The organism is Francisella adeliensis, assembly GCF_003290445.1.
GTDB lineage: Bacteria > Pseudomonadota > Gammaproteobacteria > Francisellales > Francisellaceae > Francisella > Francisella adeliensis.
The window spans coordinates 918,466-940,955 of the sequence record NZ_CP021781.1 but is presented as its reverse complement, the minus strand read 5'-3'; the positions used below and the strand labels follow the sequence as shown (position 1 = coordinate 940,955).

Genomic DNA, 22,490 nt, shown 5'->3' with positions numbered 1-22,490 from the left:
AAAATGTATAGCTGATGTCTGACTTAGAAAACCTACCTAAGCCTCCAAAAAAGCTAGGCCCGATAACTCTAACGCGAAAAAATGTCATAAAAATTTGTGCTGGTAGTGCGATAGTAGTTTGTGGTGCTCTTGGAGTAAATAGTTACTTTAGTTATCAGCATCAAGTTTTTTTAGAAAATTATTCAAACGCTATTGCAAGCATTCAAAACAAAGATACCAGCAGTTATAACAAAGCTTTTAAAATACTAAAAGAAGTAGATGAAAATGGGACAGCTACTGCAACAGATTATTATTACCTTGGATATGCTTTACAATATGGTTATGGTACCAACAAAGACTATGATCACGCTTTCAAATATTATAAAAAATCAGCAAATGATGAAGACCCTAGAGCTTACTATCAAATAGCTACACTTTACCAAGCAGGACAAGGTGTAAATAGAGATGACATAAAAGCTATTTCATACTACAAAAAATCTTACGATCTAGGTTACTCTCCAGCCATTGTTAAAATTTTTAACATGCTCGAGTCTAATAGCAGATTATTAGCTTCTACTAATCCTAAACTTCTTTATAACATATACGAAGCTATTACTAATAATAAGATCAAAGACATTAAAAATAATGATGATAAAAATAAATATCTTTTATCTGCTGCTGCTGAAGGATACGAACCAGCGTTAATGAAACAAGCTCAAAACTTTACTGATGAAGGTGATAACTATAGAGCTTTGATGTTATGGCAAACCTTACTATATAGCTCCAACCCTAAAACAGCTAAAAAAGCAAAAGCTGAAATAGTTAAAGTAAACAAACTTCTAGATAAAGAACGTGCAGAAGAAAGAGCTGAACAAGAAAAAATTCAAGTTGAGCAAGTCCATGAAGAAAAAGCCAAAATAATAAGACAAGTTGAAAGACAAAAAGAAATAGAACACAAAATAGAAAAAGGTTTAAGCATTCCTAAAAGAGAAATCTCTAACCTTGATGGTTTTGTTTACATAAATTTATTTAAATCAGACAAACAAAGCCTACAAGACTTTTATCAAAATATAGCAGACATTAAAATTAATAATGATTTTTTAAATAACACTAACAACAGATATACTAACTATGTCGCTGATTTTTTAAAAATCAGTAAGCTTAAAGAAAATAGATCTTCATTATTTGTAGACTTTGGTGAAAATATAAGCACTAATAAATTTGAAGGTCTAGCTTACTATTATTTCAATGAAGATGATATATTTACAAAAAATCTATTACACACAGCTTTTGAAAACCAAGCTAAAACATCCTCTTTATTACCAAAACTTATAGAAAGTGAAGTTATTAAAGAATTAGAGAAGAAAAAAAATGATCGGATAGTTCAGAATAAAAAAACTGAAGAAATAAAAGAATCGGATAAAATCCAGCTAACTCATGAAGAGCAAATGCAGAGATTACAAGTTTTTGCTCAGAAAGGTGATTATAAAAAACTTTATAAATTAGAGCAGATTGCACGATCTGATGATCCTTATGCAATGTATTTTGCAGGTGAATATTATTATAACGAGGGTGACTATAACAAGGCTCTTGATTTTTTCAAGAAGTCGGCAAATGCAAATTATGGTCCAGCAAATTATAGATTAGCATCACTGTATTATAATGAGGAAAAAAACGGCGTACCTTTTGACAAAAAAATAGCTATTAAATATTATGAAAGAGCAGCAAAACTTGGCGTTAGAAATGCTAAACATATATTGATGTTGCTTGATTAAACAATTTATTAACATTAAAACACCTCCACCTTGCTATTTTCCTCTAAACAAGTCATTTTATACAATATTTTTTGCTACAATATCATTTGTTAATTTCAATATGTTTAAGGCCTCTAATGCAAATAAGAAAAGGTAGTAAATACTTAATATTTTATGTTGTTCTTTTCGTAGCACTTCCACCATTTGCTATTGATGCATACATACCTGCTTTTAGTAATTTAAGTAATTATTTTCATGTCAATCAAAATCAAATAGCGATGACTGTTTCAACATACCTTTTTGGCTTTAGTTTAGGTATGCTAATTTGGGGTGCTTTATCTGATAAGTTTGGTAGAAAAAAAATCTTAACTATTGGCATGTCAATTTATACAATTAGTACAATTCTATGCACATATAGCTATAATTTTGAAACACTTACCTTTATGAGGTTTTTACAAGGACTAGGAGACTCCCCCGCTGCTGTAGCTGCTATGGCTATACTTAAAGATTGTTATCGAGGGCAAAAGCTAATAAAAATGATGGCTACAATGGTAATGGTCTTTATGATAGCTCCTATTATTGCCCCGATAATTGGTAGTGTCATCATCTACACTACAGGTGAATGGCAAAACATTTTTCATTTTTTAACATTCTATGGAATAGTCTTACTTATTATTACACTATTAATGCCTGAAACACATAAAACACATAAGAGATCAAAAAGTCTTCTTATTAGCTTTTTTGTATATATAAAACACTTAATGAATACTCCTTATATATTAGCTACCATAAGTGGAGGACTATGTTTTGGAGCATTATTTAGCTTTATTGGAGCTTCTTCAAATATAATGCTAGGTTACTTGGATTTAGGCTATTTTCAATTCTGTCTATTATTTGCTTTAAATATTTTTGGAATTGTATTTTCAAGCTTATTTATCAAAAATAAAGTTAACAATGCTAATCAAAGCCAAGTTATATATTATGGCTATACAATAGCAATAAGTTTAGTTTTATTAAACACCCTATGCTCTTATTTGATAGATAATATCTATGTTTTTGTAATCATAAATACATTAGCTACTGCATGTTTTGCTCTTGTTAATATAATAATCACTGCCAGAGCTATAGACTTGCTAAAAGAAGGTTTTGCTGCAGGAAATGCTATCATGAGACTAATAAAATTCTTGGTTGCTGGCGTAGCAACTACAATTGTAGGTTTTTTTAGTATCAATCATTTAATGGTAGAAATTCCTATACAACAGCTCTTCTTCTTGATCGTCTCTTTATTAATTTTTATAACAATAAAAGATAAACTTAAAGACTAAAATATTTTTTGGTGTTTATGACAATATGGAATAGAACCATTTCTCATGTAATAATCTAAATGATAATCCTCAGCAACATAATATGGCTTCATGCTTCTAACCTCAGTAGCAACTTTATAACCTTTTTCTACAAGAATACTTTTGAGCTCTTCAGCAATCTTTTTTTGATTATCTGTATAACAAAAAATTGCTGATTTGTATTGCTGACCAATATCGGGACCCTGACCATTTGTCTGTTCAAAATCATGAATTTCAAAGAAATACTTTAAAAGCTCTTCTAATGTTAGTTTATCTTTATCAAAGATAATTCTTACAACCTCAAGGTAATCTGTTGCCCCACTACAAACTTTTTTATAGTTTGGGTTTGGTTCATCGCCACCACAATAACCTGATTCAGCAAGTAGTACCCCATCTAACTTTTTCAAATAATGCTCCACTCCCCAAAAACAGCCAGCTGCAACTATAACCTCTTCAGTAGCTCCAAAGCTCTCAAAAGGTATAAAGTCAACAGAAGCAGAGTTTACACAGTATCGCGTACTTAACTTTGTATAACCTTCACCATGAAAAATATGTCCAAGATGTCCTCCACAACAGTTACATAAGATTTCAGTTCTACGTCCATCTGCATCAGGAAGTGTCTTGACATTATCTTCTATATGTAAATCATAGCTTGGCCAACCACATGTGGAAATAAACTTACTATCTGCTTTAAAAAGAGGCGTTGCACAGTTTCTACAGATATATATTCCCTTCTGATCAAGATCGTTATATCTACCTGTAAATGGTTGTTCTGTATCTTTGTTTATAATAATCCCATGTTGGTGAGGTGTTAGGCTCTTAGTTTTCAGCATTTTAAATCTCCTAAATTAAATATTAGTAATAGTAATACTTCTATCGTCAAAATCATATATATCTACTATAGCAATAAGCTAGAATATTGCTAATTAATTTTTAATAAACTATAAGGAATTTTAATGAAAAATATAAAAGCCAAGGACTAGGGATACTTAGTTTTATTTATTATTATAGTTTTAGGGCTTGGGTTTTTAGTTGCAAGTGCTGCCTCTGCACAGATACAAGGCTGGTATAGTACTATAAACCACCCTTCATTTTCTCCTCCCAACTATATATTTGCACCAATTTGGACTATTTTATATATTATGATTGCAATTGCTAGTTGGTTAATATGTCTAGAAGGCAAGCTAGTAAAAAAAATATTTATAGTTTATAAAACTCAATTTGTTTTTAACTTCTTATGGAATATTAGACTTTTCGCAAATGTTTCTAAAGTAGCTTCATACTTGATGGTCCCATATATTTTATGGGTTAGCTTTGCATGGGTTCTAAATGCTAGCTACTTTATGTTAAACTAGGAATATAGATTTTGATGAACCATAAACAAAAAAAGGAAAACGTTATGAGTAAATGTAAGCAACATGAAAATCACGACCATAAACATGAAGATGGATGTGGACATACAAAAATCAAACATGGCGATCATTACGACTTTGTACATGATGGTCACCTTCATCATGAGCATGAAGGTCATTACGATGAGCATACACTAGAAGTATCAGAAAAGAATCCTGCTGACTGTAAGCCAGTAGAAGATGAATGTTGTGATCATAAACATAGTCCTGACTGTGGTCATGAAGCGGTACCTCATGGTGATCATGTAGACTACATTGTTGATGGCAGACTACATCACCCTCATGGAGACCACTGCGATGATCATGGTCCTGTTGAAGTTGTTAAAAACAAAAAATAATTCTATACAAATATCTCCTATCAATTCTTCAAATCAAACATTATTCTAATATATCAGTATCATTTTCAACTATTTTATTTCCACATCAGATTGCTGTTTGTCTATCAATATGTATATAATCTAATTGTACCTATTGGGTATTTGATAAATATTAAACAGGAGATATTCTATGAAAAAAATAATAACAATTATAAGTTTAGTATTAGCCATGGGTTCTATTGGTATTAGTAAACCTAATAATAATTATCAACATAATGATAAACGAGTTCAAACACCTAATAACTTTAAGACAACGCTTAATGAATATAAAAACATGAACAAAAATGAAAGAAAAAAAATGCTTGATAGCATGAATAAAGATCAAATAAAATCTTTTAGAAAAAAACATAGATAATATATAAATTATTCTAACTATTAGAATATCTAAGACTTATAAAGTTTCAAATGATAGTAAAAAAATAGACTTGCAAACTCTTGTTTCTTCAAACCAAAATTAACAAATAATAGCTGATTTTATTGATATAGTTTTATAAAGCCTATTATCCTGTTATTCTAATACTAAAATAACTTTAGTTATAAACTCAAAAAATGTCTTACTCAAATATCAAAAAACTTGTAATAGTCTGCCTACTTGGAGCTCTAATAGTCTGGGTTCTCTACCCTTTTATTTACGCGATATTATTTGCTAGCTTACTAGCTATCATATTAGCACCAGTTCAAAAAAAATTAGAAGTACACATTGGTAAGCATAGGAGTAGTTTTTTTCTAGCTTTAGTAATTTTATTAGGGGTATTTATACCTTTACTTATAATTGTTTCTTATGCTATCCATGAAATAATTCTTTATGTTCAAAATATTCAATCTCTAAGTGAGTCATCAAAACAGCTAGGAGATTATTTAATAAAAATTCCATACATTGGAGATCAATTAGACCAAAAATTAAATGACTTTATTGCTATTATTCAAAAAGACCAAGAAAAAATACTAAAAAATATTGATCAAGTTCTACCAGCACTGAAGTATGTTGGGTTTACTTCATTAAGCTTTATAACAAATTTCCTTATTACACTTTTAGTGATGTACCAATTTTTAGTGAGTGGTACTACTGTTGAACAGTTTTTCAAAAAAGTAGTTCTTAAAGACTTTAATGATCGTGATAACTTTATTGAGGCAGCAATTAATACTACTAGAAGGGTGAGTATCGCTATTATATCAACTGCTGTTTTAGTTGGTATTATTATGGGAACAACATTTATAACTATTGGCTTACCAAGTCCTGTACTATTTGCTTTTATTTGTGCATTAGCTTCAATGATACCTTTTATGGTTTCAATAGTTTATATAGCTCTTGCTTTCGGTATTTTTGTATTATTAGGCTCTACTAAAGCTATAATCGTACTGGTGATTGGGTTTGGTTTGAATATGTTTACAGATAATATTATGCAACCTAAGATTATTAATAAAGGTGTCACTCTAAGCTTTGCTGCTTCTTTGCTTGGTATATTAGGTGGACTACAAGCATTTGGCTTTATAGGAATATTCCTTGGTCCTGTGATATTTAATGTAGCTTATGTTGGACTAGAAAAATTAATGGATAATAAGGATATTTAATAAAAAAATTTAGTAATTTCAGTTAGTAATACTATTTTTTAAATTTTATAATATCTCCTGGCTGACAATCTAGCTCTTTACAAATTGCCTCTAATGTAGAAAATCGAATAGCTTTGGCTTTATTGTTTTTTAAAATAGATAAATTTTGTTCTGTAATTCCAATTGCTTTTGCAAGATCTTTAGATTTTATATTTTTATCCGCTAAAATAACGCTTAGATTAATGATAATAGACATTTATTCTCTTCTCCTTTATATGGTTAAACTGTTTTCATCAGCAATCTCTTGAGCTTGTTGCATAACAGAAGAAATAATTAGTACTACAGATCCTGCAATAATTGCTAAAATGTCTATACCTCCTATAGTAATTGAAATAACTCTATGACCAACAGGATTATTCATAGTCAAAACTAGAGATATTAAAGCATCATAAATCATTATTCCAAAGAACCAAAAAATTAATGCTTTGCCTAGTTTCTTATATTGATTAACTGTTTCTACTGAGAATATATTACCCTGCTCATAAAATTTAAATAACCTGATTAAAGCTATTAAGGCATAGGAAACTATTGAAATTGGAATTAGACTAACAATTATAGCAAAGATTCTCGTTGACATTAGCATAGGAGAGTTAATGTAGGGGCTATAGATACTACTCATACCAATAGAACTAAAAATATCTATTTTTGTGTCAACAGTTAGCCAAAATATAGGTGTAACTACTATTACCAAAACAAGCATTAGCTGAAATATTACTCTATATTTTTTACTCATTGATTTAATTTTTTTCATAAAACTTCCTTTTGTTGTTAAATCCACACTAATATTATACATAAAATTATCGCTTATCAATAAAAATATCATGAAAAACAATAATTATTAAAAAGTATATAAAAAATAATAATGACTATCTCGCAAGGCTTAGCTAGAATCAAATTACTAGTATTTATTTTCTAATAACTCATGGAACATCTCAAACACCCTAAAGGTCTCAAGTTTTTATTCTTTACTGAAATGTGGGAACGCTTTAGTTTCTATGGTCTATCAGCTATCTTAATACTTTACATGACAGAACGCCTTGGTTTTACTGATGCTAATGCTGCTTTAGTCTTTGGTAGCTATGTAACTTACCTATATATTACTACTGCAGTAGGTGGAATATTAGCAGATAGAGTTATTGGCTATCGTCGTTGTGTGCTTATAGGCGGTGTTTCTATTATGACTGGCCATATAATAATGGCACTATCAGGTACTAGTAATGTGGCTCTGTTTTTAGGGCTTGGCTGTATATCTGCTGGTACAGGATTTTTTAAGTCTAATGTATCTACAATGGTTGGTAGGCTTTATGATGATAGAGAAGCTCTAAGAAATAGTGGCTTTGCATACTTTTATACAGGTATAAATTTTGGTTCGGTATTAGCAACATTTATAGTTGGATTTGTTGGAGAGAAAATCGGCTGGCATTATGGTTTTAGTTTAGCAGCTTTTGGTATGGCATTAGGTCTGATATGTTTTGAGCTTGGTAAAAATAATTTCCCTAAAAGCTGTGATGAACCAAAGCATGAAATTATGCAAAGAAAACTGTTCTTAGGGTTAAATGTTTGGCAAGCTATAATCTTATTTGTAATGTTTTCAGCATGTATTTTTGCTTATCTTATAGCCCACCCTACTGAATCAATGATAATTATTTCATTATCAGGAATTGTGTTACTTCTATACTTAATGTCTCTATGGAAATCTCTTGAGAAAGCTCAAAAGACTAATATTGCAATTCTTCTAATACTATCAATATTTATGCTTTTCTATTGGTCATTAAGTAATCAAACTTCTATTAGTATACCTTTATTTATCAAGCATAATATTGAGCTTAATATTTTTAGTTTCAATATGCCTGTTACTACGGTTATGGCAAGTCAATTAACTTTATTAGTTATTATTACTCCATTTTTTGGAATCCTATGGCAAAAGCTAAGCAATTCTAATAAAGAACCATCTGATGAGTTAAAATTTGTATTTAGCTTGGTATTTCTTGCTTTATGTTTCTTATTTTTAAGCATAGCTGGCTCAATCGCTGCAAGTACAGGCAAAGCTAATGTAATTTGGGTTTTACTATGTTATCTGATGTTAGTATTTGGTGAGCTTTGTATATCTCCTGTAGGGCTAGCCCTTGTCACTCGCCTAGCACCGAATCATCTAAAATCCACAATGATGGGTGTATGGTGGACAATCAGTGCTTATGCAGGCTTTTTTGGTGGAGTAATTAGCTCAAAGATTGCTGCTACAAAAGATACTCCTGCAAGTAGTTTTGCTAATGGATATTTCAAACTTTTTATTGCAGCAATAATTATGGCTGTTATATTACTTGCATTGACACCTATGTTAAAAAAACTTACAAAATTAAAGGTCTAAAAATGATACTAATAGCAAATGATGAAGGTCGTGGTGGCGTACCAGAAGCTTTTAAACGACTTAAAAATAAAGAGAATAGTTTAAGAGCTATTATAGAGGGAATCAAACTTGTAGAAAATGATACAACTATCAAAACTGTTGGTAGAGGCTCTTGGCCTGATATTTTAGGTAATGTAACACTCGATGCTTCTGTAATGGATGGCAATGATTTACGCACAGGCTCGATTGGAGCATTAAAAGGCTATGCAAATGCTGTTGAAGTGGCTTACGAGGTTATGCAAAAATTACACCACGAGATACTAGTTGGTGATGGAGCTGATAGATTTGCAGATGAAATAAAAGCTACTAAAATTGATAATCTTCTACCTGAAATAAAAAAAGTTTGGCAAGACCATTTAGATAAACATCTAACTTTAGAACAAGAAAAAGATTTTCCAAATATCCCACTTATTGAATTAAGTAAATTTGCTGTAGACCCTGAGAAGATATTTGACACTACAGTTTATCTTTCAAAAGATACTCATGATACAATATCATCAGCTACTAGCACTTCTGGCTGGGGTTGGCGATATCCTGGTAGGCTTGGAGATAGCCCTATAATCGGAGCTGGCTCGTATGCAGACTCTCGTTATGGTGCCTGTGCTTGTACTCATACTGGTGAGATGGCTATTCGCTGTGGTACCGCTCGCTCTGTGGTTTTATATATGAAAATGGGAATGTCTGTAAAAGAAGCTGTACTTGAAGCTGCTAAAGATTTACGCCATCTAAAAACTGGTTACTTAGATGAGCTAACTATTCACGCTATCGATAATAATGATGACTACTTCGTAGCTAGTTTTAAAGGTAGTGAGCCTGTTTACTATTGGGTTTGGACTGATAATATGGATGAGCCTGTTAAGAAGCAGGCTGAGTTGGTAACCTAAGAATCACTATTCTTAGGAAATATTTCTATTTTATTTCCCATCTTTTTATTATTTAATACAACAGAGTATGTTGATTCCTTTAGTTTAGAATTGCTGTATCCACTAAAATCCACATCGTTATAACTAATATTTCCCCACATATCAATTACACATTCAGAGTATATTTTGGGCTCTACATCAATATCATTTAACAAATATTTACCAAACTTTTCACCAGAAAGAGTATTTGAAATAGCTGATAAAAATCCTAAAAAGCATTCATTAGTATAAGAATGTGACTCGACACTTAAACCATACCACCTATTAATATAAAAATATATATCATCATAGTTAAGTTGACCAAGAATTAAATCTCCTTCTGTTTGTAATATCCCGCCAGGATCTACTTTAATAGGATTACCATCAATATGAAATATTTGCTGCTCTTTAGCTGTTGAATCTTTTAGAAATGTATTTTTATCTAAGACATCCTTTAAATACATTTTTTTTGAATCAAAAAAATAATAACCTTTATCAAGCACCATTAGAATATTGATTAATGGAGATTTCATAAAATTGTCTTTATCAATTTCATAATATCTCTCAATCTCACTCTTAGCTTTTAAATCACTTGCAAATGCAACCAAAGTATTAATACCATCATATCCTTCACATTTTAAAATGTTATCAAATTTATTTTTTGTACTTTTAAGTTCTGTCTTATTTAAAGTGCTTTTGACTTCAATATTATATTTAACTGACTCTGCTGGGACAAATCCTAGTTCGCTTCCAAATAAAATTGTTGGCAAGATTTCACTATCATATATTATAATATCTGTCTCATTTGATTGAAATCCTTTACTATCATGTATAACTCCTCTAGTAAAACTATACTTATTAGGAATTACACTTTGTATGAGCTCCCTGAGTAATATTTCATTAACATTTCCTTTTACACCCTGATGATTAATAGACTTATTTTCTTTATATGAAGATTTAAGAGTATTTATTTTGCCGTTTACTACCTGACTAATAAAATTATTCATAATTACCCAATAACCCTATACCCAAACCAATCAGGCTTTAAGTCGTATTTTTCATCACTTGGATGTAAATGAATATACTTACCATCTAACAAACTTAATTCTAAACAATCATCAACTTCCATAAGGTTATCTTTATGCTGATGTATAGATTTTGTTAGCAAACTATTTTTTGCCTTCTCTTTAGCTTCATTTTTATCACTAGCTACAAATAATGCAAACTCGTGTAGTTCATTAAGCTTAGACTCATCATAGCCACCAAGATTTACAAAATATAATTTTTTATCAAAATCTTGAGGTTTATCTTCTAGCGATATCTTATATCCATCAGCACCTTTTAGAGCTTTATAGCTATCAAGATGTAAGCCTTTGACAGTACCAAACCAGTTTTGTCTAAGTTGCTCATAAGTAGCTTCAATGGTATCTCCAACCACAAACTGTATATCGTGTAACTCAATATTTGCTTTTGGTGCACTACCGCCTAAATAAACTATAAATAATTTGCTCATAAGTTCTTCCTATATTTTGTAATTTTAATTATTGATAATCATTATGTTTAGGATTTATCTTTGATGTAAGAATATGATCTTTCCATCTACCAGCTATTTTAAGATATGACTTGGCAAGACCTTCTTTTTCAAACCCAAGTTTTGCTAATAATTTCTCACTACGACTATTTGATGGCAAATAGTTTGCCATAATTCTATGTAAATTTAATTCATTAAATACATAATCAATAGCTGCTTCTAAAGCTTCTTTCATAAGTCCCACACCTTGGTACTTTTCTGCTATAGAATATCCAAGATTACAAGCTTGAAATGGCCCATATACAATATTTGTAAAATTACAAACACCTATAACAAAATTCCTATTTTCATCAAAAATAGTAAACCTCAAAGCCGAACCAGTTTTAAAATCTTGCTGATTTTGATCCAACATTTTAGAAAAATTTTGTAATGTAAAAAAGCTATCTTCTCTTATTGGTTCCCACGATTCTAAATGTTCTTCATTTTCAACATAATAATCCAACATTAATTGAGCATCTTTTGAGTCTAAGATTTCAAGGATTGTTCTTTTTGTTACCAATTTCATAATCATTGATGAACTTTTATATTTTAGATATTTAAGTATAACACCTAAACAAATATAATATATATCATGATACTTTACTTACTTTCAACAAATGATAACCTTAGAAATCTGTATAGATAACTACCAATCAATCCTAAACGCTCAAAAAGCTAATGCTGATAGGCTTGAACTATGCTCAGCTCTTGGAGTTGAAGGACTTACGCCCTCGCCTAGCTTAGTGACTTTTGCAAAAGAAAATTTCACAGGTTCTCTACAGGCTATGATTCGCCATCGTGCTGGTGACTTTTACTATGACAAAACAGACCAAAAGATTATGCTTGCTGACTGTAAACTGATGCTAGAGCTTGGTGTAGATGGTATTGTCATTGGTGCTTTAACTAAAGATAATCAAATAGATAGAGAGTTTCTAAAACCATTTATAGAGCTCACAAAACAAGCAGGTAAAGAACTAACTTTTCATCGTGCAATTGATCTAGCTGATGGTATGAATCAAGCAACTCAAGAGATTATCGGATTAGGCTTTGATAGAATCCTTACATCTGGTGGAGCTACAAATGTAGTTAAAGGTTTAGAAACTATAAAATCTTTACAAAAAGAATTTGGTAATCAAATCCAAATAATGCCTGGTGGTGGGATCAATTCAAGAAATGTAAAAGAGATTTTAGATACTACTAAAGTAGCAAATATTCACTGCTCAGCTTCTGAAAAAATCTTACGAGGTAATCGCTCTTCTGCTTTTCCAACCTCAGCCTTAGAAATTAAAATTAGTCAGGTAGATGAGATGATTGCTTTATTCAAACAAATGAGATGTTAAACATAAATAAGAATAACCTGATTATAATTTATTATTTTGATTTACTCCACTCTTCTAACAAATCAATAGTTACTCCAACACCTCCGCAGACAATTACAACAACATTATGTTTATCCTTCAAGAACTCACTAGCACTATCGAGAGCAGCTAAACTCGCTCCACAAGCAGGCTCAACCAAAATACGATGTTCCTTAAGAAGATGGTAACATCCATCTACAGCTTCTGCATCAGAAACTGTATGATTCACAATATCATATTCACTTGCTAACTGAAAAGCTCGTTTAGCTACCCTTTTTGCACCAAGTGATGTTGCAATACTAGAAACACTATCAAGTTCAATATGTTTTTTTGCTAAGCAAGCACGAGAATATGAGTCAGCGCCTCTAGTTTCAACAGCTAATATAGGAATATTTTCACTATTTCTCTTAAGTCCTTCTACTACTCCACAAAGAAGCCCTCCACCACCTACTGACAGTACTATTGCATCTGGCCTAAAATTATTAGAAAATATCTCATCAACAATAGAAGCGTGTCCTTCCCATATATAAGGGTCATCAAATGGATGAATGTATTTTACCTCATCTTTAGATATTTCTATCGCATATGCATGTGCTTCAGACCAATCAGCTCCAGTTACAACAACATTCGCCCCTTCAGCTTTTATCAAATCAATAGCTTGCTTCTTAGTTGTCTTTGGAACAACCACAGTAACAGGTATGTTTAATTGGCGACCAGAGTAAGCAACAGCTAGACCTGCATTCCCTCCTGAAGATGAAACTAATGCTACAGCTCCATTTGCCACATATTTTTGACATGCATAGCCGATTCCCCTAGCTTTAAATGAACCACAAGGTTGTAGTGCTTCTAATTTAAGCCAGACATTAGCTTGTATTTTTTTACTAAAAGGAAGTGACTCTATTAATGGTGTACTTATATGTATATTTACCATTTGATTTTTAATTTGTTATAGGACTATAATTAGTATATCAATCATAACATAATAAGCTAATCATCTTAGATATAATCTTTTTTGGCAGACCTTTAAAAATTAAAATTAGTCAAATAGATGAGATGATTGCGTTAAAATCAAGCTTCTAAAATAGCCTTTCTATGCGAGAAAACTTTATACTTCAACATCAGTAATAATACCATTCCTAATACAGATACAAACATTCCCGCTACCACACTACTTGAATATGAGAATCCATGTTCTATCGGTAAACCTCCAACATAAGCACCTATTGCGTTGGCAATATTAAACCCTGCAATACTAAGGATAGACCCAAGCATTTCAGCTCCTTTAAATACATTGATAAGTAAAGTTTGAACTGCTGGTACTAAAGCAAATGCGAAGAAGCCGATACTAAAACTTAAAACTATTGATAATATTTTATATTGAGCAAATAGATACATAAGTATTAAAGCTACTATTAAGCCGAATAAAGTAACTAAAGTTGCATTTGTAGAGCCTATTTTATCAGTTAATTTACCACCATATAAGTTACCAAAAAACATACCTAAACCTGCTAAGAATAATATATACGGAACGCTACCCTCAGAAAGATGTGTAACATTAGTCATTAATGGTGCCACATAGCTATACCATGCAAACAATCCTGCAAAACCTAACGATACAACACCTAAAGCTAAAAAACTATCTGCTCTCATTAATACTGCCATGCTACTTTGAGTATCATCAGCTTTACTCTCTTCTTGAGAATCTAAATGCGGGATAAACATCAATACCGTAATTACAGTCAAAAGCCCTGCTAAACCGACCATTACAAACGCTACTTGCCACCCTACTATATATGCTATAGAGGTAGCTACTGGAACACCTATTAAGTTAGCAATCGTTAGCCCTGCAAACATTAATGCTATAGCTTGAGACTCTTTACCTGGGTCGGCAATTCTCATTGCAACAATTGATCCCACACCAAAAAATGCTCCGTGCGGTAAACCAGATAAAAATCTTGTAAGCATCAAAAACTCATAATTAGTGGCAAATATCGACAAGCTATTAAACAATGCTAGCATTATACTTATAGCTATTAGCAAAGTTTTAGGGCTATATTTTGATGAGAAAAATATCAATAGTGGTGCTCCTGCTATTACACCGATTGCATATATACTTATCAAGTGACCCGCTTGAGGAATACTGATATTAAAGTAACTAGCTACTTGAGGCAAAACACCCATCATCACAAATTCTGTCATACCTATAGTAAGACTACCTAGCATTAATGGTAAAATTCCTTTTTTCATATTAAACCTTCCTTAAAATTAAAAGTATTTCTGAATATGCTCATCAAATTTGATAAAGTCATCTTCTAATTTAGGGTTTTTAACCACATCATACATCACAAAAGTTGGTATTTTTTGCATCCCTAAGAATCTAAAATTTAAATGCATCGGCAAAAACATATCATCTGGTGTTTTACCTTCTAATAAATATTGATCTTTGTTACAAAATGCCTCAAAGGGCGCATTATATGTTAATGACAGCATGTATTTTTTATTTGTAAGTTTCCCTCCCGTTCCATACTGCTTTTTTATATCACTACGAGTTCTACCATCACCATCTGAAAACACTCCTTGAATTCCCGCTGTGAAAATTTCATCTATATATTTCTTAAAAATCCATGATACTCCCATCCAATGAACAGGAATTTGTAAAATAATGATATCCGCCCATAAATGCTTCTCTACTTCTTCTTGAATCTCATAACCTTGCTCCACATGAGTAGTTAGTACACTATAATTTTTTTCTAGAAGCTTATTCTGAGCATTTTTGATTAATGTTTTTGTCAAATCCCCGGCAGTATGTTGATAGGTCTTATGAGTATTTATAATAAGAATGTTTTTCATAGTTTTTTCCTTATAAACTTAAACTTTCATTGTTTAACTGCTATTATACTTTTAATTTTATTAATGATAATATATCAAATACCTAATACACCTTTTACAAAAACTAAAAGATGAAAATGCTCGATGAACTAAAACTTTTTATTGCTGTGGTTAATCAAGGTAGCCTTTCAGCAGCTGGAAGAGAGTTTTATCTATCTCCTGCTAGCATAAGCAATAAAATTAATGCTCTAGAAGAGTACTATCAAACCAAACTCCTAATAAGAACTACGAGAAAGATTGAGCCCACAAAAGCAGGTGAAACTTTATATAGTGAGTCTATAAAACTTTTAGAGCAGTTGAATGCTGTAAAAGATAATATCTTAAACGATAAAATATCCGCAGAAGGAAGCATTAAAATAACTGTTCCTTTTGATCTTGGGCAACGGCTAGTGTTACCTATTCTTAAAAGATTCAAAGAAGAAAACCCTAATATTGAATATGATATTTTATTTACAGACGATGTAGTGTCTTATAATCAGTTTCCATTTGATTTAGCTATTCGATTTGGAAATCTTCCTGATAGTAGCTTTATATCCAAACACCTAGTAGATAACTATAGAATACTTTGTGCAAGTCCAGAGTATTTACAGAAAAATAATATCTCAAATATTAATGACATCAATGCTATTAAAAAGTGCCAGTTTATAACTTTAAAAATTAATTCGTTTACTATAAAAAAATGGTACTTGATTGATGATGAAAGAAATAAGATTGAACTAAACATCAACGCTGCATATATTGTAAATAATGGCTACATAATACGCAAAATGTGTCTTGAAGGCTTTGGAGTTGCTGAGAAATCATATTGGGATATCAAAGATGATCTTGCTTCTGGAAGAATAGTACAAATACTTCCAAAATATAAGGTTCTGTTTGATCCTAAAGATAAACCTGACAACAGAATAAGCCTCGTTTATCCATCTAGAAACTATCAACCGTATAGAGTTAGAATGCTAAGTGATTTTATAAAAAATGAATTTCTAAATCTTTAAATATATTCTCCCCTTACATAGCCTATATATATTAGCTATAATCACCACAGAAAATAATTATAAAATTTTAACATGATAAAAAATATATTCTTTGACTTAGATGGCACACTTGTAAATACTGTTGGAGATTTAACAGTTGCTACAAATACTATGCGTAAACATTTTGGGCTTGCACCAGTATCTGAAGAGGTTTTAGTAAATATAATTGGCAAAGGCTATCCCACTACTGTTAGAAAGGTTTTAGCATTAGACTTTGATGATAATGACTATATCGAATCAATAGCTGATGAAGGCGTAAAAATAGTTAGTCAAACATACAAAACTCTAAATAGTTCAAATAGCAAAATATATCCTAGCGTAGTTGATACGCTAAATTATCTCAAATCAAAAAACATCAAAATGGCAGTTGTGACAAATAAGCATGAAGAAGATGCCATACAATCTCTTACTCACTTAGACTTAATTGACTACTTTGAGCTGATTGTTGGTGGAGATACTACTTCTAGCTATAAACCCTATGCAGAACCTTTACTTTTTACTATGGAAAAACTAAATGCCAAAGCCGATGAAAGTCTAATGATTGGCGACTCAGAAAATGATTTTTTATGTGCAAAAGATGCTAATGTAAAGTCTGTAATGGTTAGCTATGGTTATCATAATGGTGTTGATATTAAATCTTTAGATAGCTTTGCTTATATTGATAATTTTGCTAAATTGAAACAGATTATCTAGATAAAATAGATATTATTTCATTAATTTTTCTAATGTCGGGTTTAAGCTAGAAGGATTATAGCCAAAAGGTCCTTGATCACCGCAAAAAGCTATCTTCCCATCATTAATAACATACAGCCTAATTGGCCACGAATTGTAAGCTTTTAATAAGTTATCATCAATAGTATCTAACACAACAGGCATTTCAAGATTCTTTTTACTAATCAGCCATTCTGCCATTTTCTTACGATCTTCTATACTTTTTGCATAGGGAAAACAAAAGTCTACTTCTGCAGTATATTCTGAATCATTGATATATTGATCAACAAGTTTCCAGCCATTTTCAGCATGTGCTTCAGCGGTATAAATAGTTAAAAACTCAACACCCAAAGGTTTCCAATTTTTCATTAACTCTTGAAGTTCAGCTATTCGTTTTCTATAATGTGGGCAACTATATGATGCAAAATTTAGTACTAGTGGTTTATCTGACAAAAAAGAAGACAGAAGTACTTCTGTACCATCTAATTTAACTACTGTACCATCAACAGCTTGTTTACCAATAGCTAGCCCCTCACTTCCTCCATTTGTCCAGCGTTGAAAAGCTTGGTCTGCTTGGCTATTTTTTTTGTTACCTGTGATGCCTGTAGATTTTAATATACTCAGCATTTCACTAATATAAAATGTATTTGGCAATGTTTTGCTTAATACGTAGAATCCAAATATAGCTGAATAAATAGCACAACCTGCAATCACTATATAAGCAAATGCCACATAATTACTCGTATCTATAATAGCTGCGATAATAAAAGCAATACCCGAGATAGGTAACGCAAATGCTTGTATAGCTATTGTTCTTTTTATTTCAACAGGTATTTGAGCCCCATGAAATACAACTCTAATGGGTCCAATAAACGCGATTAGTAAGAGTATTATCCCAATCCCAAACGAGAGTGCTCTATATTGTAATAGGCTATTTTCTGATGTTTGTATTAAGATAGAAAGAGACACCAAACCCAATCCAATAGCAATCAATATTAGAGTCAACCCCCTAAGAACTATATAAGCTGGTATTTTCATGATTTTTTACTCCGATAAGCAAGCACAACTGCTTTAGATGATATGTAATTATAGCTAAGCTCGAAAACTATAGCAAAGATGCTATAATTCTAACAATACTTATTATATTAAAACATTTAAATGGCAACTCATCATAAACTTATAATACTAGGATCAGGTCCAGCTGGCTTTACTGCAGCAATTTACGCAGCTCGTGCAAACTTAAACCCTGTGATTATTACAGGAATGCAACCCGGTGGTCAACTTACGACTACTACAGATGTAGATAATTGGCCAGGTGAAGCTGACGGTATCATGGGACCACAGCTTATGGAAAATCTACAAAAACAAGCTGAGAGATTCGACACACAGTTAGTGTACGATACGATAAATGCCGTAGAGCTTACAAATAAACCTTTTAAACTTACAGGTGAGCTAGAGGAATATACTTGTGATGCCCTAATCATCTCCACCGGTGCTACTGCTAAATATTTAGGCTTAGAATCAGAAGAGAAGTTTATGGGTAAAGGTGTATCTGCTTGTGCTACTTGTGATGGCTTTTTCTATAAAAATAAAGATGTAGCTGTAATTGGTGGCGGTAATACTGCTGTTGAAGAAGCTCTTTTTTTATCCAACATTGCAAAATCTGTAACTCTAATTCACCGTAGAGATTCTCTAAGGTCTGAGAAAATTCTTATCGACAAACTAATGGAAAAATCTCAAACTGGTAATATCAAAATCCTATGGAATAGCACTCTTGAAGAAGTCTGTGGTGATGATATGGGCGTAGACTCTATCCGTGTAAAAAACATCAAAACTAATGAAGAAGCTAAGCTTGATGTCCATGGAGTATTTGTCGCGATTGGACATACGCCAAATACAGGTATCTTTGAAGGTAAGCTTGAAATGGAAAATGGCTATATAAAAGTAAAATCTGGTCTAACAGGTGATGCTACTCAGACAAATATCCAAGGTGTCTATGCTGCTGGCGATGTAGCAGATCATGTATATAAGCAAGCTGTAACTTCTGCCGGTACAGGCTGTATGGCTGCTTTAGATGCTGAGAAGTATTTGGATACCTTAAACTCTAATTAGTACTATTTTTATATTTTACCTCTAAATCTTTATTTATTTTTTCTAATAATTCTTTTGATTTAACCTCATCTCCAAAAATATCATACTTTATTTCTAGAGTTGATGAGATATTTGTTAAAGCGACTACTGAAACAGTAAAACTCCCTTTATATTTTTTAGAGTTGACCGTACCGTCTATTACTGATTTTTCAGTAGTGACTATTTTCTTGGTTATAGTTATGTTTTTATTTTTCTTAAATAAATCTAAAACAGCTTGGCTTACTTGTGCTACTGAGTAATCAAAATTTTTCGAATAAGTCGCTTCCTGGTCTACAGCATATGATGACCCTGCTATCAAAATACAGCTATTTAAATTTAAAAGACAACTACCTATAATTATCGAGCAAAATATTTTTTTCATAATCTACTTTATATGAAGTTCTTTATCTGTGACTTTACCATAAATCTTTAGATAAAAAAATAAGCGTAAGATACAAGTTGAGAAAACATAACTTTATATGCTATATTTAGGGGCATATTTTATTTAAAAACTCATAAATAATGTTTGATCAAAAATTATTAGCTAAACCAAAAGCAGAGTTACACATGCATATAGAGGGTAGTCTAGAACCCAAAATGATGTTTAAATTAGCAAAAAGGAATAACATCCCACTAAAATACAAAACTATAGAAGAAATAAAAAAAGCATATAGTTTTAATAATTTACAACAATTTCTAGATCTTTATTATCAAGGTATGTCTGTATTAATTACCGAACGAGACTTTTATGATTTAACTTATGCTTATCTTCAAAAAGCAGCCGATGAAAATATCACTCATACAGAAATGTTTTTTGACCCTCAAGCACATCTAGAAAGAAAAATTAATCTACAAAATGTATTTATGGGTATAAATAAGGCTATACAACAAGCTGAAATAGACTTTGGAATTAAAGCTAGTTTGATTGTTTGCTTTCTTAGACATTTATCAGAAAAAAGTGCTTTAGAATGCTTTGAGCAGGTTATGAATTATCGTGAATTGTTTATAGGTATAGGCCTAGATAGTTCTGAGCTTGGCAATCCTCCAACTAAGTTTAAAAACCTTTTTAATTTAGCTAGAAAGGAAGACTTGTTTTTAGTGGCTCATGCTGGTGAAGAAGGACCCGCTGAATATGTTTGGCAAGCTCTCGATATATTAGGAGTTGACCGAATAGACCATGGTAATGCGATAATTACTGATAAAGAGTTAATACAAAGAATAATCAAAGATGATATAGCTCTGACAATGTGTCCATTATCAAATAAATCATTAAAAGTGACCCCTGATTTAAAAGATTATCCTGCTAAGCTTTTATTAGATATGGGTGTAAAAGTTACTATAAACTCGGATGATCCTGCTTATTTTGGTGGTTATCTTAATGAGAATTATAAGCAATTAGCCTCAAGTCTGAATCTAACTAATAATGATATAAATAAACTAATCCAAAATAGTTTAGATGCAAGGTTTATAAAATAAAGAATACAGTCTATCTTTTAACTTATACCTTATTACTTCTTTCTAAACTACTTATACCTTTAAATGCTGGCCATAATGTACATAATGCTAATATAGCCAAAATATAGAACCATCTGTTACTCGGTAAAGGACAAATATAGTCAATTATAAAAAACAAAACATATACAAGCATTACCACCAACCCAGATAAACCATACGCAATACCTTGGATTTTACCTTGTAAATTTATAGGCGTATTTTTTTGAGCTAATGTAACGATTATAACCCATGATGATATAAATATGCCTGCTATCAGATAGTATGAAATAGCCATAGATATACTTTCATTTAATGCTAAAAGCAAATATGCGATAGCAGATATACTTATTGAAAGAACTAAAGTTAGCTTTGTAGAAAACCTCTCTATCATATATGGCAATAAAATATTTCCAATAATAAAACCAATAGAAAAAGCAACTTCAATCATTCCAAACTCTAATGATGATGCTCCTAATATATTTTTTGCATAAGGAGATATAAATATCGGAGCTATCATATATAAACAAGTCATTCCTATCTGAGCTAAATAACACCAATATAATGCTGTATTTTGATTAAGATAACTTATTACTTCCTGCCAATTCTTTAAAAAACCGCCTTGGTTATTTTCTATATACCTACCAGCTCTAATTTTGAAACTACAAAACATCGCTAAGACACTACAAACTAACATTACAATCATAATTTGATGCATATCAAAGCAAGCAATTAAAACGCCTCCCAAAGACATCCCAAAGATCATCCCAAATTCAAATAACCCATCCATAGTACTATTTGCGTATAGTAAAACATTGTCATTTGGAAATAATTCTCTAGACATTATCATCATAGCAGGCATAAAAAAAGCCAATATAATGCCCCATAAACCTGTAAATAAATATATTGATGTTAAGGAGTTCATACTTACAAACAATATAAACACTAACAATAATATAACCTTAAATACATTAACCAGTATTATTATCAGCCTTCTTGAAACAAGATCTGCAAAGTACCCTGTAATAGGAGACAATAAAACACCTGAAGTCCACCAAGTAAGCATGAAGATAATTATTACTTCTATGTTATTTTTTATAGATAATAGATGCCAGCTAATAGATACATATGCAACACCAACAACGACAGCATTAAAGAATGACATTGCACAAGCATAGCTAAAAGATTTGTTTGTAAATAATTCACTTCTTGCTTTAAAATAACTTTTCATATTTTCACTTACCAAATAATTGAAATATAGACTATTTGAAACTATATAACTAATTGACTAATTTTATTATTCATTTGACTTGAACTGCTTTGAGTATGATAGCATTGCTTTCATTTTTCACTGCAGTTTTTTTCACCATAATTTTCAGAAGCTATATTATATCCACAAATAAGTTGGCTGTGCCTATCGTAAGCCTTGTTTTTATTGGATTCAAAAAGTCATCTATGACATATTGAGCTTGTCGAATGTATTCAATGAACTTTTGTATTGAATATATCGTCTTGTAATTTACAA

General features: G+C 31.3%; 25 protein-coding genes. 13 read left to right on the top strand and 12 right to left on the bottom strand.

Annotation, left to right across the window (positions count from 1 at the left end; translation table 11 throughout):
• The first annotated feature begins 14 nt into the window (after positions 1-14).
• Together CDH04_RS04620 and CDH04_RS04615 are read left to right on the top strand one after the other, a co-directional pair.
• On the top strand, positions 15-1,754 hold the full coding sequence (locus CDH04_RS04620; protein ID WP_112869910.1) for a tetratricopeptide repeat protein: 1,740 nt from the start codon (positions 15-17) through the stop codon (positions 1,752-1,754).
• Positions 1,755-1,870: 116 nt separating this feature from the next.
• Positions 1,871-3,058, top strand: coding sequence for a multidrug effflux MFS transporter (locus tag CDH04_RS04615; protein ID WP_112869909.1), 1,188 nt, complete (start codon positions 1,871-1,873; stop codon positions 3,056-3,058).
• Here CDH04_RS04615 and CDH04_RS04610 read toward each other — a convergent pair.
• The gene (locus CDH04_RS04610; RefSeq protein WP_112869908.1) at positions 3,055-3,909 is read right to left on the bottom strand and encodes a bifunctional methionine sulfoxide reductase B/A protein; all 855 of its coding nucleotides are present in this window, start codon (positions 3,907-3,909) and stop codon (positions 3,055-3,057) included. The genes CDH04_RS04615 and CDH04_RS04610 overlap by 4 nt on opposite strands.
• A 168-nt stretch (positions 3,910-4,077) precedes the next feature.
• On the opposite strand from CDH04_RS04610, the gene CDH04_RS04605 reads away from it, so the two are divergent.
• The 4 genes from CDH04_RS04605 (at position 4,078) to CDH04_RS04590 (ending at position 6,437) form a co-directional block, all read left to right on the top strand.
• On the top strand, positions 4,078-4,431 hold the full coding sequence (locus CDH04_RS04605) for a TspO/MBR family protein (RefSeq protein WP_112869907.1): 354 nt from the start codon (positions 4,078-4,080) through the stop codon (positions 4,429-4,431).
• 44 nt (positions 4,432-4,475) lie between these two features.
• Positions 4,476-4,826: a hypothetical protein gene (locus CDH04_RS04600; protein ID WP_112870898.1), complete on the top strand. Its 351-nt coding sequence runs from the start codon at positions 4,476-4,478 to the stop codon at positions 4,824-4,826.
• 169 nt (positions 4,827-4,995) lie between these two features.
• Positions 4,996-5,220 (top strand): hypothetical protein, encoded by a 225-nt coding sequence (locus CDH04_RS04595; RefSeq protein ID WP_112869906.1) that lies wholly within the window; start codon positions 4,996-4,998, stop codon positions 5,218-5,220.
• Between the two features lie 194 nt (positions 5,221-5,414).
• A complete protein-coding gene (locus CDH04_RS04590) occupies positions 5,415-6,437 on the top strand; it encodes an AI-2E family transporter (protein WP_112869905.1) in 1,023 nt (340 codons plus the stop codon).
• Between the two features lie 31 nt (positions 6,438-6,468).
• On the opposite strand, the gene CDH04_RS04585 is transcribed toward CDH04_RS04590, so the two are convergent.
• Together CDH04_RS04585 and CDH04_RS04580 are read right to left on the bottom strand one after the other, a co-directional pair.
• Positions 6,469-6,672 carry a helix-turn-helix domain-containing protein gene (locus CDH04_RS04585; RefSeq protein ID WP_112869904.1) on the bottom strand — a complete coding sequence of 68 codons (204 nt, stop codon included), beginning with the start codon at positions 6,670-6,672 and terminating at the stop codon, positions 6,469-6,471.
• Between the two features lie 15 nt (positions 6,673-6,687).
• Positions 6,688-7,227: a DUF2975 domain-containing protein gene (locus CDH04_RS04580; protein WP_162699198.1), complete on the bottom strand. Its 540-nt coding sequence runs from the start codon at positions 7,225-7,227 to the stop codon at positions 6,688-6,690.
• A 171-nt stretch (positions 7,228-7,398) separates the two neighbouring features.
• Between CDH04_RS04580 and CDH04_RS04575 the strand changes: the two genes are divergently transcribed.
• Together CDH04_RS04575 and CDH04_RS04570 are read left to right on the top strand one after the other, a co-directional pair.
• Complete coding sequence (locus CDH04_RS04575; protein ID WP_112869902.1) at positions 7,399-8,844, top strand: peptide MFS transporter; 1,446 nt, start codon at positions 7,399-7,401, stop codon at positions 8,842-8,844.
• A 2-nt stretch (positions 8,845-8,846) separates the two neighbouring features.
• The gene (locus CDH04_RS04570) at positions 8,847-9,767 is read left to right on the top strand and encodes a glycosylasparaginase (RefSeq protein ID WP_112869901.1); all 921 of its coding nucleotides are present in this window, start codon (positions 8,847-8,849) and stop codon (positions 9,765-9,767) included.
• Here CDH04_RS04570 and CDH04_RS04565 read toward each other — a convergent pair.
• Genes CDH04_RS04565 through rimJ form a run of 3 tightly spaced genes read right to left on the bottom strand, consistent with a single transcriptional unit; the run spans position 9,764 to position 11,920 of the window.
• A complete protein-coding gene (locus CDH04_RS04565) occupies positions 9,764-10,792 on the bottom strand; it encodes a DUF6602 domain-containing protein (protein WP_112869900.1) in 1,029 nt (342 codons plus the stop codon). The genes CDH04_RS04570 and CDH04_RS04565 overlap by 4 nt on opposite strands.
• A gap of 2 nt (positions 10,793-10,794) precedes the next feature.
• Positions 10,795-11,298, bottom strand: a complete 504-nt coding sequence (locus tag CDH04_RS04560; RefSeq protein WP_112869899.1) for a DUF1543 domain-containing protein — start codon at positions 11,296-11,298, stop codon at positions 10,795-10,797.
• Positions 11,299-11,326: 28 nt separating this feature from the next.
• Positions 11,327-11,920 carry a ribosomal protein S5-alanine N-acetyltransferase gene (rimJ, locus tag CDH04_RS04555; RefSeq protein ID WP_265575284.1) on the bottom strand — a complete coding sequence of 198 codons (594 nt, stop codon included), beginning with the start codon at positions 11,918-11,920 and terminating at the stop codon, positions 11,327-11,329.
• 52 nt (positions 11,921-11,972) lie between these two features.
• On the opposite strand from rimJ, the gene CDH04_RS04550 reads away from it, so the two are divergent.
• Positions 11,973-12,695 (top strand): copper homeostasis protein CutC, encoded by a 723-nt coding sequence (locus tag CDH04_RS04550; protein WP_112869897.1) that lies wholly within the window; start codon positions 11,973-11,975, stop codon positions 12,693-12,695.
• Positions 12,696-12,726: 31 nt separating this feature from the next.
• Here CDH04_RS04550 and CDH04_RS04545 read toward each other — a convergent pair whose 3' ends face one another.
• The 3 genes from CDH04_RS04545 to CDH04_RS04535 form a co-directional block, all read right to left on the bottom strand.
• Positions 12,727-13,644, bottom strand: coding sequence for a pyridoxal-phosphate dependent enzyme (locus tag CDH04_RS04545; protein WP_112869896.1), 918 nt, complete (start codon positions 13,642-13,644; stop codon positions 12,727-12,729).
• A 137-nt stretch (positions 13,645-13,781) separates the two neighbouring features.
• Complete coding sequence (locus CDH04_RS04540; protein ID WP_112869895.1) at positions 13,782-14,960, bottom strand: MFS transporter; 1,179 nt, start codon at positions 14,958-14,960, stop codon at positions 13,782-13,784.
• 18 nt (positions 14,961-14,978) lie between these two features.
• Entirely contained in the window at positions 14,979-15,563 is a 585-nt protein-coding gene (locus CDH04_RS04535) for an NAD(P)H-dependent oxidoreductase (protein WP_112869894.1), read from the bottom strand.
• A gap of 110 nt (positions 15,564-15,673) precedes the next feature.
• Between CDH04_RS04535 and CDH04_RS04530 the strand changes: the two genes are divergently transcribed.
• Entirely contained in the window at positions 15,674-16,594 is a 921-nt protein-coding gene (locus CDH04_RS04530; protein WP_112869893.1) for a LysR family transcriptional regulator, read from the top strand.
• 72 nt (positions 16,595-16,666) lie between these two features.
• Entirely contained in the window at positions 16,667-17,326 is a 660-nt protein-coding gene (locus CDH04_RS04525) for an HAD-IA family hydrolase (protein ID WP_112869892.1), read from the top strand.
• A 12-nt stretch (positions 17,327-17,338) separates the two neighbouring features.
• Here CDH04_RS04525 and CDH04_RS04520 read toward each other — a convergent pair whose 3' ends face one another.
• Entirely contained in the window at positions 17,339-18,382 is a 1,044-nt protein-coding gene (locus CDH04_RS04520; RefSeq protein WP_112869891.1) for a deiodinase-like protein, read from the bottom strand.
• A 120-nt stretch (positions 18,383-18,502) separates the two neighbouring features.
• Here CDH04_RS04520 and trxB point away from each other — a divergent pair, with 120 nt between their 5' ends.
• Positions 18,503-19,456: a thioredoxin-disulfide reductase gene (gene trxB, locus CDH04_RS04515; protein WP_112869890.1), complete on the top strand. Its 954-nt coding sequence runs from the start codon at positions 18,503-18,505 to the stop codon at positions 19,454-19,456.
• On the opposite strand, the gene CDH04_RS04510 is transcribed toward trxB, so the two are convergent.
• A complete protein-coding gene (locus CDH04_RS04510) occupies positions 19,449-19,856 on the bottom strand; it encodes a DUF3568 family protein (RefSeq protein ID WP_112869889.1) in 408 nt (135 codons plus the stop codon). The two genes, trxB and CDH04_RS04510, sit on opposite strands and share 8 nt — an antisense overlap.
• Before the next feature lie 140 nt (positions 19,857-19,996).
• On the opposite strand from CDH04_RS04510, the gene CDH04_RS04505 reads away from it, so the two are divergent.
• Positions 19,997-20,950, top strand: a complete 954-nt coding sequence (locus CDH04_RS04505) for an adenosine deaminase (RefSeq protein ID WP_112869888.1) — start codon at positions 19,997-19,999, stop codon at positions 20,948-20,950.
• 22 nt (positions 20,951-20,972) lie between these two features.
• Here CDH04_RS04505 and CDH04_RS04500 read toward each other — a convergent pair whose 3' ends face one another.
• Positions 20,973-22,196 (bottom strand): MFS transporter, encoded by a 1,224-nt coding sequence (locus tag CDH04_RS04500; RefSeq protein ID WP_112869887.1) that lies wholly within the window; start codon positions 22,194-22,196, stop codon positions 20,973-20,975.
• Positions 22,197-22,490 lie beyond the last annotated feature (294 nt).